Genomic DNA, 12,192 nt, shown 5'->3' with positions numbered 1-12,192 from the left:
ATAGAGGAGATGCGGCGGAGCACGCTGCTGGACGCCGCCTCGGAGCTGTTCCTGCGCGATGGCTACACCGCCACCACCACCGATGCGATCGCCAGCCGTGCGGGCATGTCGAAGAAGACGCTCTATCGCCTGTTTTCGTCCAAGGCAGCGCTGTTCGAGGATCTGGTGCGCGCACGGCTGTTCGAGCATGACATCGCCCCGCAGACCAGCTCCGACCCCGGCGACCATCTCGACCGCCTCACCGCGTTGCTGGGCCGCTTCGCTGACCTCCTGCTTGCCCCCGAGCGCCTGGCCCTGATCCGGCTGATCGTCGCCGAGCGGCGCCAGACCGAGACGATGCGCGACATCTTCACCCGCCTGTTGCTCGAACGCGATCAGGACGTGCTGGCGACCTGGGTCGCCACCGAGATCGCCGCCGGAAGCCTGCCCGATACCGACCCGACGGCGGGTGGGCAGCTCATCTTCGATCTGACCCTCTCCACGTATCTGCTCGACGGGCTGCTGGAGGTGACCAAGCACGCGGTCTCGGGTCACGAGTTCGACGCCACCTTGCGCGAGCGCGCCGGCCTCGCACTGTATGCCTTGCGGCGGCGCGGGGCCGGCGGGTCGGCGATCAGTGAACCGCCATTGCAGCCGTGCTGAGATCGATGGACGGCGTGCCGTGGCGGCGCTCGTCGCGCAGCCTGACCCGGTCGGCCAGCACCATGCCGAGCGCGCCCGCCGCCATCAGCCCGGCCATCGACAGCGGCGTGCCGCCCGGCAGCAGGCCGATGATGAAGCCCGAGGCCGCGCCCAGCAGGTATTGCAGCGTGCCGAGCAGGGCGGCGGCACTGCCGGCATGCTGGGCGTGGCGCGCCAGCGCACCGACGGTGGCGTTCGGCCCGACCAGACCCAGCGGCGCGAGGCAGAGCATCACCGGTGCGACGAACAGCGCCGCGGTGGGATGCGCCCGCCCGGCAAGGCTGGCCGCCAGCAGCAGCAGAGACGCCGCCATCGTGCCGGCCACCGCGAAGCGCAGCAGGCGCGACACGCCCACCCGGCGCACCAGCAATCCGTTGACCTGGCTCGCGCCGATCATCGCTACCGCATTCATTCCGAACAGCACGCCGAACTGGGTAGGACTGAAATGCAGTTCCCGGATGAACAGGCCCGGCGCGCCGCCGAGATAGGCGAAACAGACGAAAGCGGAGAAGCCGCCGATCACCGCATTGGTGGAGAACTGCGGATCGCGGGCGATGTGAAGATAGCGCGCCAGCAGCGCGACCGGCGGCAGCGCGGTCCGGCGCTCATGCGGCAGCGTCTCCGGCAGCACCCGCCACACCAGGGCCAGACAGACCACGCCATAGACCGCCGCAGCCCAGAAGATCACCCGCCAGGAGGCGAAGCCCAGCACGACGCCGCCGATCGCCGGGGCCAGGATCGGCACCACGCCCATGATCAGCACCAGCGTCGACATCTTGCGCGCCGCCTCGGCGCCCTCGCTGACATCGCGCACGGTCGCGGCCGGCACCACCATGGCCGCCGAGGCGCCGAGGGCAGCGATGAAACGACAGGCAGTGAAGCTCCACAGGTCATGCGCCAGCGCGCAGCCGATCGAGGCCAGCGTGTAGAGCACGCCGCCGAGCAGCAGCGGCAGCCGTCGGCCGAAGCGGTCGGAGAACGGTCCCTGGGTGATCTGCCCGCAGGCGAGGCCGATGAACCAGACCGCCAGCGTGATCTGCGCCGAGCCGGCGGCGGTGCCGAAGCTGTGCTCGAGCGCGGGGAAGGCCGGCAGGTAGATATCGGTCGAGACCGGGCCGACCGCGGTCAGGATGCCGAGGATCACCGGCATCAGCCGCAGCCAGAACGCCGACGGGGCGTGCGCGGAAGGGCGCATGGGCATGACTCTCGCGGGTTGGGTCATCGTGTCCGCGACTATGAGGAGCGCTGCCCACCGGTCTCAAGACAAAAAATGCCGCAATGCAGCAATTTAATCCGCCGGCCCGATTTCTGCCTCATTGCGCCGCAGCAGCGCCACACCGCACAGCCCCGACAGCACGAACAGCCCGATGCCGAGCCCGATCTGACCGACATGGCCGATCCGCGTGCCACCGCCCAGCAGGGTGAAGATCACCGTCTGCGGCAGGCTGCCCAACGCGGTCGCAAGCGCGAACGGAACCAGCCGCAGCCCGGCAGCCCCGGAAGCGAGGTTGATCAGCAGCGAACTGCCCACCGGCAGCAGGCGCAGGGTCAGCACCGCGACGAACGGCCGCGCCCGCAGCCGGGCGACCAGCCGCCGCCCGCGCCCGTCCGGCCGCAGCCAGCGCGTCCGCATCGTGCCCGCCAGCCCGCGCGCCAGACCATACACGGCCAGACAGGCGATCAGGTTGGCGGCGAAGGCGAGCCCCAGCCCGGCACCCGTGCCATAGGCGAAGGCGGCGGCGAAACAGACCGCCTGGCGCGGCAGCCCGACCGCACAGACCACCGCTCCAAGCGCTGTGAACTCCCACCACGGCAGCCGCAGATCCTGCAACCCCGCCAGACCGCCATGGTGCAGCAGCAGCACCCGCAGCCCGAGGCCGACGCCGAGCAGCACCGCCACGGTCAGCGCCGGCCTGAGCAGCGTCGCCGCCCCGGCCGCCGGCGGCGCCTCGCGATCGGTGGTGGGCATCGTCATCGGCGCGGTTGTCGGACGCTGCCCCGCCCTGCGCAAGGGGAGGCGCATTTCGTTTGCATGATGCACTGCGGCAACCCATGTTGGGTCTTGCGTAATCGCGACACATGTCGCGCCCGCATGATCGAGCTGAACGAAGCCGGAAAGAGACCATCGTGATGAGCCCTCCCCCCAAGGCGACGCGCCGCCTGACACCGCACTGGCTCGCTTCCCTGGCCGGTCTGGGGCTCGTTTCCACTGCGATCGCCGCCCCGCCCGGCACGACGGTACGCGGCGCGGATGCGGCGAAGGTCGGCGCCGATGCGCCCGCGCCGATGGAAGGCTCGACCGAGAACTTCACCGTGCACGGCCAGCGCCACTTCGTCGCACTGCCGACCTACAACAGCGACGTGATCAACAAGTTCGAGGGCGGCACCTATCGCGGCAAGCAGGGCTGGCTCAATACATCGCGCTATCGCCCCGGCTCCGGCCGCGACGCCAACACCGACGCCGCGATCGGGCAGTTCGGCAGCGCCTATGGCAGTTCCTCGCCCTCGCCGGGCGCCAATCTCTCCGCGCCCGGCACGCTCTCGCCGGTCCAGTCCGGCCTGAACCGCTAGGACCGCACCCCATCGGCCGGTCCCTCTGGCCGCTGCTGGTCTGCCAGGCCAGCGCCGCACTCGGCGAGAACCTACTCAAGTCGGCGCTGGCGATCATCCTGCTCTATACCCTGCCCGCTGCCTGGGCCGGGGCGGGGGTGGCGATCGTCGGGGCGACCCTGGTGCTGCCGTTCCTGTTCGGCTCGACCTTTGCCGGACGCCTCGCCGAGAGGTGCGACCGCGCCCGCCTCGCCCGGCACATCAAGACCGCCGAGCTCGGCTGCACCGTGGTCGCCATGACCGGCCTGTGCGCACGCGGCCACGCCGTGGCCGCCCTGCTGTATCTCGCCCTGCTCGGCTACGGTGTCTGTGCCGCCCTGTTCGGGCCGGTCAAATACGCCCTGCTGCCCGACCATCTGCCCAAGCCCCGCCTGCCGGCGGCCAATGCCGCGATCGAGACCACCACCTTCCTCGCCATTCTCGCCGGCACCTTCGCCGGCGGGCTGAACGGCAGCGCGCTGCTCGACGGCCGGCACGACGGGCCGCGTCTCGCCCTCGCCGCCGCGCTGCTCGCCACCGCCGCCATCGCCCTGATCGCCGCCATGCTGATCCCGCCTGCCCCGCCGCGCCCGGCCGGCGAGCGCGACGGCGCGCTGCCGGGCTGGCGCGGGCTCGACCCCGCGATCGCCGCCGCCCTGGTCGCCGGCACCTGGTTCTGGCTCGCCGGCAGCCTGGCGATGGCGCTGCTGCCGGTGCTGGTGCAACAGACGCTCGGCGGCGATTCGCAGGCCGCGGCCCTCGCCCTGGGCGCCTTCGCGCTCGGCATCGGCCCCGGCGCCGTGCTGGCCGCGCGATGGCAGCATGGGCGCATCAGCCTCGCCCCCGCGCTGGCGGGAAGCGTCGGGCTGGGCCTGGCGATGCTCGATCTCTGCCGGCGCGCCGCCCATCTGTCCGCACCGGCCGGCCCGGCACGCGACTGGCAGGCGCTGCTCGCCGCCGGCACTGCGCCGATGCTCGCCGACGCGGTGGCGATGGCGGTCTGCGCCGGGCTGATCGGCGTGCCGGCCGGCGCGATCCTGCAGGCTGCCAGCCCGCCCGGACAGCGCGCCCGCTGGATCGCGCGCGCCAACACGCTGTCGGCGGCGGCGATGGTCGCCGGCGCGCTGGCGATCGCCGCCCTGCAGCGTGCCGGCATCGCTCCCACGCCGTTGTTCGGCGCGCTGGGCGCGCTCGGGCCGGTGCTCGCCACACTGGGTGCGGCATGGTGGCGATCTCGCCAGTTGCGCCTATATTGAAAGGCGAGCCCCGCCGAAAGACCGACATGACCGCGATCTCCGCCCTCGCCGCCACCGACCGACTGTTCTTCGACGACGCCGCCAGCGCGCTCGACCGCGACGGTGCCGAACGGCTCACCGCCGCAGCACTGGCCGGCATGGATGACGGCGAGCTGTTCCTCGAATACCGCGAGAGCGAATTCCTCAGCCTTGATGACGGGGTGATCCGCACCGCCAGCTTCGACACCTCGTCGGGGTTCGGCCTGCGCGCGGTGCTCGGCGAGGAGAGCGGCTACGCCCATGCCGGCGAGATCTCCGAAGCCGCCCTCGCCCGTGCCGCCGAGACGGTCGGCGCGGTGCGTCGCGGCCGCTCCGGCGAGGCCGGCGAAGGGCCGCGCGCCTCCAATGCCCGCCGCTACGCCGATTTCAACCCGCTGCACGAGAGCACCTTCGCAGAGCGCGCCGCGCTGCTCGGCCGGATCGACGCCTATGTGCGTGGCGCCGACACGCGCGTGGTGCAGGTCTCCGCCTCGCTCGCCGCCGAGTGGCAGGCGGTGCAGATCATCCGAGCCGACGGCCAGCGCGTCGCCGACCTGCGCCCGCTGGTGCGGCTCAACGTCTCCGTCGTGGTCGAGAAGGATGGCCGTCGCGAGAGCGGCAGCTTCGGCGGCGGCGGCCGCCAGCCCTACGCCTCGGTGCTGGCCGAGACCTACTGGAAAACCGCCTGCGACAGCGCACTGCGCCTCGCCCTGGTCAATCTCGACTCGCGCCCTGCGCCGGCCGGCGAGATGGAGGTGGTGCTGGGCAATGGCTGGCCCGGCATCCTGCTGCACGAGGCGGTCGGGCATGGCCTCGAGGGCGATTTCAACCGCAAGGGCACCTCGGTGTTCGCGGGGCTGGTCGGCAGCCGGGTGGCATCGAAAGGGGTCACCATCGTCGATGACGGCACGATCGAGGACCGGCGTGGCAGCCTGACCGTCGATGACGAGGGCACGCCGGCCGGCCGCACGGTGATGATCGAGGACGGAATCCTGGTCGGATTCATCCAGGACCGCCTCAACGCCCGCCTGATGGGCGTCGCCCCCACCGGCAATGGACGGCGCGAATCCTATGCGCATGCGCCGATGCCACGGATGACCAACACGGTGATGGCACCGGGCGAGCACACGAAGGAAGAGATGATCGCCTCGGTCAAACGCGGCATCTATGCGGCGAATTTCGGCGGCGGCTCGGTGGACATCACCTCCGGCAACTTCAACTTCGCCGCCTCCGAGGCCTGGCTGATCGAAAACGGCAGGATCACCGCCCCGGTGCGGGGCGCGACCCTGATCGGCAACGGCAAGGACGCGATGAACCGGGTCAGCATGATCGGCAACGACCTCGCCCTCGACCCCGGCGTCGGCACCTGTGGCAAGCAGGGCCAGGGCGTGCCGGTCGGCGTCGGCCAGCCTACCCTGAAGATGACCGGGCTGACCGTGGGCGGTACGGGACGATGAGCCTGCGCCGCCGCACCCTGCTCGCCGCGGGCCTGGCGGCGCCATGGGCGCGCTCCGCCACTGGCCGCGCGGCACCGATCGAGCGCCAGGGCCTTGCCTATGTCGGCTCCTATACCTCGGCCGAGAATCAGGGGGTCGGTCCCGGCATCACCCTGGTGCGCATGGAGCCGCACAGCGGCGCGCTGTCGAAGATCGCCCAGGTCACCACCGGCGATCCGTCCTGGATCGCGATCGATCCGGCCCGGCGCAACCTCTATGCGCTCGACGAGAAATCCGACGGCGCGGTCAGTGCCTGGGCGATCGATCCGGGCGATTTCTCCCTCCGCCGGCTCAACGAGGTCGCCTCCGGGGGAGCTGCTCCCGCCTATGTCAGCGTGCATCCCTCCGGCCGCTACGTGCTGTGCGCGAACTACATGGGCGGCAACATCTCTGTGCTGCCGGTCCGCCAGCCCGACGGACAGCTCGCGCCCGCCGCCGATATCGTCCCCGGCACCGGACCGCGCGGTCCCGAGCACCCCGCCACCGCGCCGGACAACCATGCGAAATCGGACCATGCCGCCTCGCACATGCACATGGTCCGGGCCGATCCGACGGGGCGCTTCGTCCTTGCGGTGGACGCCGGGCGTGACCGGATCGACGTGTTCTCCATCGATCTCGCCACCGGCAGGCTGCGCGCGGCGGCGAGGCCCTTCGTCGCGCTGGAACCCGGCTCGGCGCCGCGCCATCTGGTGTTCGGCGGCCATGGACGCACGGTCTACGTGCTCAGCGAGCAGGATTCCGCCATCGACGCCTTCCATTTCGACCCTGTCACCGGCGCGCTGACCCCGTTCCAGCGCGTGCGCAGCCTCCCACTGGGCTTCGCGGGCAGCAATCTCGCCGCCGAGCTGGTGATCTCGGCCGATGGCCGCTTCCTCTACGCCACCCAGCGCCTGCACGATTCGATCAGCGTGCTGGCGATCGGCGCCGACGGGCGCCTGCGCCTGATCGACGAGACCTGGACGCGCGGCGACTACCCGCGCAACTGCACCATCGACCCGTCCGGCCGGTTCCTGTTCTGCGCCAACCAGCGCGGCGACAGCATCACCTCCTTCCGCATCGACCAGAGCTCGGGCCAGCTCGCCTTCACAGGTCAGTATTTCGGGATCGGCAGCCCGGTGACGATGAGTTTCCTGTCATAAGCGCAGCCATGAGCCTGCCATCGACCCGCGACCGCCTGCCGTCCCAGCCTGCCAGTCCCCCGCCGCCCGGAACCGCCCGCTTCCCGCTCTGGCTCACCCTCCTGCTCGGTGGGCTGATTGCAGTGGGACCGTTCTCCACCGATCTGTACCTGCCGGCCTTCCCCGCCATCGAGCGCGACCTGCACTGCGCGCCCGGCAGCGTGCAGATCACGCTGTCGGCCTGGTTCGTCGGCCTCGCCATCGGCCAGCTCAGCCAGGGGCCGCTGTCGGACCGGTTCGGCCGCCGCGCGCCGCTGCTCGCCGGCACGGCTCTCTACACGCTGGCCTCGATCGGCTGTGCGACGGCCAGCTCGCTCACCGCGCTTTCGATCTTCCGCGTGCTGGCCGCGATCGGCGGCTCGGCCAGCATGGTGATCCCGCGCGCGATGGTGCGTGACATCGCCTCCGGCCCTGCCGCCGCCCGGGCGATGTCGCGCCTCACCCTGGTGATGGGCGTGGTGCCGATCGCCGCCCCGGCCCTGGGTGGCGCGCTGCTGGCCTTCGGTTCCTGGCGCGACCTGTTCTGGATCACCGTGCTCTATGGCGCGCTCAGCCTGTTCGCCGCCTGGCGGCTGCTGCCCGACACGATGCCGCCCTCGATGCGCGCCGGGCTCGCGCCGATGGACATGCTCGAGCGCTTCGTGCGCATCCTCGCCGACCGCGCCTTCGTGACCAACGCGCTCGCCGGCGGTTTCGGCGGCTTCGTGATGTTCACCTATCTCGCTGCCGGCCCGATGGTGTTCGAGACCCTGCTGGGGCTGAGCCCGCGCGATTACGGCATCGCCTTCGGCCTCAATGCGATGGGCTACATCGCCGCCACCCAGGCCAATGCCGCGCTGGTGCACCGGCTCGGCCTGCGGCGGCTGCTGTATCTGGGCACCTCGCTCTGCCTGGCCGGCGCGCTCGGGCTGGCCCTGCTCGCCGTCCTCTGCGACCATCACCCGCCGGTCATACCGGTGATGGGGCTGTGCTTCGTCTGTATCGGCTCGCTCGGCTTCGTGTTCTCCAACGCCGCCGCGGCCGCGCTGGTACCGCATCCGCACCAGGCCGGCAGCGCTTCGGCGCTGATGGGCACCATCCAGTATGCGCTCGGCGCCGTCGCCGGCGCGCTGATGTCCGCGCTCTCGCTGCATCCCGCCCTGTGGCCGCTGGCGGCGATGCTGTGTGCCGGCGCGTTCGCGATGACCGCCTCGGTGCGTGCAGCGCCCGTGTGAACCTCACGACGGCGGGTTGAAGCCCCCGGCTCCGGCCCCGATATCGAACACCGCACAGCGATGGAGTTCGACGATGCAGTTCCGACGCCTGGGCCGCTCCGGCCTGACCGTCCCCGCTCTCAGCCTCGGCACCGCCACGTTCGGCGGCCGCGGTGAGTTCTTCGAGAAATGGGGCGCGACCGAAGCCGCCGAGGCGACCCGCATTGTCGATCTGTGTCTCGATCATGGCCTGAACCTCTTCGACACCGCCGACATCTATTCCAAAGGCGGCTCCGAGGAAGTGCTGGGTGCCGCGATCAGGGGGCGTCGCGACAAGGTGCTGGTCTCGACCAAGGCCACCTTCCGCTTCTCCGGCGCGCCCAACGATGTCGGCTCGTCGCGCAGCCATCTGATCGAGGCCGTTGAAGGCTCGCTCCGACGGCTTGGCACCGAGCATATCGACATCTTCCAGCTGCACGGCTTCGATGCGCAGACCCCGGTGGAAGAGACGCTCGACACGCTCGACGGTCTCGTCCGCTCGGGCAAGATCCGCTATGTCGGGGTGTCGAACTTCTCCGGCTGGCACATCATGAAGTCCCTCGGAGTTGCCGACCGCTACAACCTGCCGCGCTACGTCGCCAACCAGACCTACTACTCGCTGGTCGGCCGCGACTACGAGCACGAACTGATGCCGCTCGGCCTCGACCAGGGCATCGGCGCGATCGTGTGGAGCCCGCTCGGCTGGGGGCGCCTCACCGGCAAGATCCGTCGTGGCCAGCCCTTGCCCGAGGGCAGCCGTCTCGCGCAGGGCGGCGATGTCGGCGGTCCGGTGGTGGAGCTCGACCATCTCTACAAGGTCGTCGACGCGATCGACGAGATCGCGAAGGAGACCGGAAAGACGGTGCCGCAGATCGCGCTGAACTGGCTTCTGCAACGCCCGACCGTGTCCAGCGTTATCGTCGGCGCGCGCAACGAGGATCAGCTCATCCAGAACCTCGGCGCGATCGGCTGGGATCTCACCGCGGATCAGGTGGCAAGGCTGGATGAGGCATCGGCGCTGCCTGCTCCCTACCCCTACTGGCATCAGGCGGGGTTCAGGGAGCGAAATCCGGCGCCGGTGTGAGGGAGGATTCCTTCTTTTTCTGAAGAAAAAGAAGCAAAAAGACTTCGACTCGATTTGGGCGGTTCGGAATGCTGCGGCACTTTCCGAAGCCGCCCAAAATTTAAAAGTTCTTTGGTTCTTTCTTGCAAGAAAGAACATCAACCGAGGATCACACCATGAAAACCGTCACCATTGCCGGTACCACGGTGCCGGCCCTTGGCATGGGCACCTGGAACATCGGCGACAGCAGCGCGAAACGCGCGGCCGAGATCGAGGCGCTGCGCGTCGGTCTCGATGCGGGGCTCACCGTCATCGACACGGCCGAGATGTATGGCTCCGGCCGTTCGGAAAAGCTGGTCGGCGAGGCGATCGCCGGGCGGCGCGACGAGGTCTATCTGGTCACCAAGGTGCTGCCGTCGAACGCGTCGACCTCGGGCGTGCAGCGCGCCTGCGAGGCGTCGCTGAAGCGTCTCGGCACCGATCACGTCGATCTGTATCTGCTGCACTGGAGCGGCGGCGTGCCGCTGTCGGACACCGTCGAGGGGTTCGAGCGGCTGCGCGACCAGGGCAAGATCGGCGCCTGGGGGGTGTCGAACTTCGACGTCGATGACATGGAAAATCTGGAATCGGTCAGCCCCGACTGTGCGGCCAACCAGATCCTCTACAGCCTCGAGTATCGCGGCACCGAATTCGACCTGCTGGAACGCGACCGCGAGGCCGGGGTCGTCACCATGGCCTATTCGCCGCTCGGTCAGGGTGGCGATCTGCTGCAGCATCCCGCGCTGGCGACGATCGCCAAACGCCACGGTGCGAAACCGGCGCAGGTCGCGCTGGCCTGGGTCTTGCGGCAGGACAACATGCTCGCCATCCCCAAGGCCGGCACGGCAGCGCATCAGCGCGACAACATCGAAGGGGCGAAGCTGCAAATGACCGGCGAGGACCTGGCCGAACTGGATGCGGCCTTCGCCCCGCCCAAGCGCAAGCGGCATCTCGCCATGCTGTGATGCCATGTGGCCTTCCGCGTCAGATTGTGACGCGGAAGGCCATGTTTCCGGTTCGGGGCGACGATACGAACGGCCGGTTTCCGCAGTAACTTGCCGGTTGGCACGGAACCTGCTTGGGGAGGCACGCCACGCCTGCCCATGGAACCGATGCCCCTGCCCTTTCCTTTCCTGCCGCGCCTCGCCTGCCCGTGCCTGCTGTCGATCCTGTTGGCCGGCTGCGCGGTGGGCCCGGATTTCCACCGCCCGTCGATCGACGGGCCCTCACGGGTCAGCGAACAGCCGATCGCCCAGCGGACCGCTTCGGCGAAGATCGGCGGCGGCGAAGCGCAGACGCTGTCGGCCGGTGCCGATCTGCCCGGGCAATGGTGGACGCTGTTCGGCTCGCGCGCGCTGACCGCGCTGGTCGCAACGGCGATGCGCGACAGCCCCACCATCGAGGCTGCCGACGCAGCCCTGCGCCAGGCGCAGGAGAAGACCCTCCAGCAGACCGGCACGCTGTTTCCGTCCATCTCCGGCACGATCAGCCGCACGCGCTCCGAGCAGCCCGAGGCCTATCTCGGCATCCCCGGTCCGGCGCCGACGATCAGCGCCTACAGCGCCCAGCTCAACCTGAGCTACACGCTCGACATCTGGGGCGGGCTGCGCCGCGCGATCGAGCAGCAGCAGGCCGGCGCGGACTACCAACGCTTCCAGCTCGAGCAGGCCTATCTGACGCTCACCTCCGGGGTTGCCGCGAGCGCGGTGCAGGCCGCCTCGCTCGCCGGCCAGATCGCGGTACAGAAAGCGCTGATCGGCTTCGAGCAGAAGCAGCTCGACACCGTGCATGCGCAGTTCGAGGCCGGAGGCGCGACCGGCACCGACCTCGCCACCCAGCAGGCGCAGCTCGCCCAGGCGCAGACCATCCTGGTGCCGCTGCTGACAGAGCTCGCCCAGACCCGCGACCAGCTCGCCGCCTATCTCGGCCGCGCGCCCTCGCAAGCTGCGCTGCCGGATTTCGATCTCGACGATTTCACCCTGCCTGAAACGGTGCCGGTCTCGGTGCCGTCCGCACTGCTCGCCCAGCGACCGGACATCCGCGCCGCAGAGGCGCTGCTGCACCAGCAGACAGCCGCCCTCGGGGTCGCGATCGCAGCGAGGCTGCCGAATGTCACGCTGACAGCCGGGGTCGGCACCACGGCGGCCGACGTGCATCAGATGTTCAGCCCGACCAACGGCATGTGGTCGCTGGTCAACCAGGCGGTGCAGCCGATCTTCGATGCCGGGCAGCTGCTGCATGCCCAGCGTGCCCAGCGCGCAGCGATGGAGCAGGCGGCCGCGCAGTGGCGGCAGACGGTGGTCGCCGCGTTCCAGAACGTCGCCGACGTGCTCGCGGCACTCCAGAACGACGCGGTCGGGCTGCGCGCGGCCCTGACCGCCGCGGATGCGGCACAGCGCGGTCTGTCGCTGGCGTCGCTCCAGTTCAAACTGGGCGGGGTCAGCTATCTGAGCGTGCTGACCGCGCAGCAGACCTACCAGACCGCATCCCTCACCCTGATCCGGGCCCGTGCAGCCCGCTACGCCGATACCATTGCGCTGTTCGCCGCCCTCGGCGGCGGCTGGTGGAACCGTCACGACATGCCGCCACCGCCGCCCGGGCTGCTGAGCTCGCCACTGCCATGACCGCCCTGCCCGACCG

The 12,192-nt window shown here is 70.1% G+C and carries 11 protein-coding genes; 9 read left to right on the top strand and 2 right to left on the bottom strand.

The window, feature by feature from the left end; translation table 11 throughout:
* Positions 1–9: 9 nt before the first annotated feature.
* The gene (locus tag FHR90_RS01335; protein WP_183274618.1) at positions 10–642 is read left to right on the top strand and encodes a TetR/AcrR family transcriptional regulator; all 633 of its coding nucleotides are present in this window, start codon (positions 10–12) and stop codon (positions 640–642) included.
* Here the strand turns inward: FHR90_RS01335 and FHR90_RS01330 are convergent.
* Together FHR90_RS01330 and FHR90_RS01325 are read right to left on the bottom strand one after the other, a co-directional pair.
* Positions 614–1,876 carry a multidrug effflux MFS transporter gene (locus FHR90_RS01330; protein WP_183274617.1) on the bottom strand — a complete coding sequence of 421 codons (1,263 nt, stop codon included), beginning with the start codon at positions 1,874–1,876 and terminating at the stop codon, positions 614–616. The genes FHR90_RS01335 and FHR90_RS01330 overlap by 29 nt on opposite strands.
* A gap of 93 nt (positions 1,877–1,969) precedes the next feature.
* Positions 1,970–2,656: a TVP38/TMEM64 family protein gene (locus tag FHR90_RS01325; RefSeq protein WP_183274616.1), complete on the bottom strand. Its 687-nt coding sequence runs from the start codon at positions 2,654–2,656 to the stop codon at positions 1,970–1,972.
* A gap of 155 nt (positions 2,657–2,811) precedes the next feature.
* Here FHR90_RS01325 and FHR90_RS17290 point away from each other — a divergent pair, with 155 nt between their 5' ends.
* The 8 genes from FHR90_RS17290 (at position 2,812) to FHR90_RS01285 (ending at position 12,176) form a co-directional block, all read left to right on the top strand.
* A complete protein-coding gene (locus FHR90_RS17290) occupies positions 2,812–3,252 on the top strand; it encodes a hypothetical protein (protein WP_176626795.1) in 441 nt (146 codons plus the stop codon).
* Between the two features lie 11 nt (positions 3,253–3,263).
* Positions 3,264–4,526 carry an MFS transporter gene (locus FHR90_RS01315; protein ID WP_183274672.1) on the top strand — a complete coding sequence of 421 codons (1,263 nt, stop codon included), beginning with the start codon at positions 3,264–3,266 and terminating at the stop codon, positions 4,524–4,526.
* Between the two features lie 26 nt (positions 4,527–4,552).
* The gene (gene tldD, locus FHR90_RS01310) at positions 4,553–6,001 is read left to right on the top strand and encodes a metalloprotease TldD (protein WP_183274615.1); all 1,449 of its coding nucleotides are present in this window, start codon (positions 4,553–4,555) and stop codon (positions 5,999–6,001) included.
* The gene (locus FHR90_RS01305) at positions 5,998–7,179 is read left to right on the top strand and encodes a lactonase family protein (RefSeq protein WP_176622306.1); all 1,182 of its coding nucleotides are present in this window, start codon (positions 5,998–6,000) and stop codon (positions 7,177–7,179) included. The genes tldD and FHR90_RS01305 overlap by 4 nt, the downstream gene beginning before the upstream one ends.
* 8 nt (positions 7,180–7,187) lie before the next feature.
* Complete coding sequence (locus FHR90_RS01300; RefSeq protein ID WP_176622308.1) at positions 7,188–8,432, top strand: multidrug effflux MFS transporter; 1,245 nt, start codon at positions 7,188–7,190, stop codon at positions 8,430–8,432.
* Between the two features lie 73 nt (positions 8,433–8,505).
* Entirely contained in the window at positions 8,506–9,534 is a 1,029-nt protein-coding gene (locus FHR90_RS01295) for an aldo/keto reductase (RefSeq protein ID WP_176622310.1), read from the top strand.
* A gap of 155 nt (positions 9,535–9,689) precedes the next feature.
* Positions 9,690–10,517, top strand: coding sequence for an aldo/keto reductase (locus FHR90_RS01290; protein ID WP_176622312.1), 828 nt, complete (start codon positions 9,690–9,692; stop codon positions 10,515–10,517).
* Positions 10,518–10,664: 147 nt separating this feature from the next.
* Positions 10,665–12,176: an efflux transporter outer membrane subunit gene (locus FHR90_RS01285; protein ID WP_176622314.1), complete on the top strand. Its 1,512-nt coding sequence runs from the start codon at positions 10,665–10,667 to the stop codon at positions 12,174–12,176.
* Positions 12,177–12,192: the final 16 nt, after the last annotated feature.

The sequence above is a fragment of the Endobacter medicaginis genome (assembly GCF_014192375.1).
Lineage (GTDB): Bacteria > Pseudomonadota > Alphaproteobacteria > Acetobacterales > Acetobacteraceae > Endobacter > Endobacter medicaginis.
The sequence above is the reverse complement of the archived record's forward strand: the minus strand, read 5'-3'. Positions and strand labels throughout refer to the sequence as shown.

Bases quoted from the DNA above. Each gene is read 5' to 3' on its own strand.
- FHR90_RS01335 (WP_183274618.1), top strand. From the start codon at position 10: ATGCGGCGGAGCACGCTGCTGGACGCCGCCTCGGAGCTGTTCCTGCGC.
- FHR90_RS01285 (WP_176622314.1), top strand. From the start codon at position 10,665: ATGCCCCTGCCCTTTCCTTTCCTGCCGCGCCTCGCCTGCCCGTGCCTG.
- tldD (WP_183274615.1), top strand. From the start codon at position 4,553: ATGACCGCGATCTCCGCCCTCGCCGCCACCGACCGACTGTTCTTCGAC.
- FHR90_RS01325 (WP_183274616.1), bottom strand. From the start codon at position 2,656: ATGACGATGCCCACCACCGATCGCGAGGCGCCGCCGGCGGCCGGGGCG.
- FHR90_RS01330 (WP_183274617.1), bottom strand. From the start codon at position 1,876: ATGCGCCCTTCCGCGCACGCCCCGTCGGCGTTCTGGCTGCGGCTGATG.
- FHR90_RS01295 (WP_176622310.1), top strand. From the start codon at position 8,506: ATGCAGTTCCGACGCCTGGGCCGCTCCGGCCTGACCGTCCCCGCTCTC.
- FHR90_RS17290 (WP_176626795.1), top strand. From the start codon at position 2,812: ATGAGCCCTCCCCCCAAGGCGACGCGCCGCCTGACACCGCACTGGCTC.
- FHR90_RS01300 (WP_176622308.1), top strand. From the start codon at position 7,188: ATGAGCCTGCCATCGACCCGCGACCGCCTGCCGTCCCAGCCTGCCAGT.
- FHR90_RS01290 (WP_176622312.1), top strand. From the start codon at position 9,690: ATGAAAACCGTCACCATTGCCGGTACCACGGTGCCGGCCCTTGGCATG.
- FHR90_RS01305 (WP_176622306.1), top strand. From the start codon at position 5,998: ATGAGCCTGCGCCGCCGCACCCTGCTCGCCGCGGGCCTGGCGGCGCCA.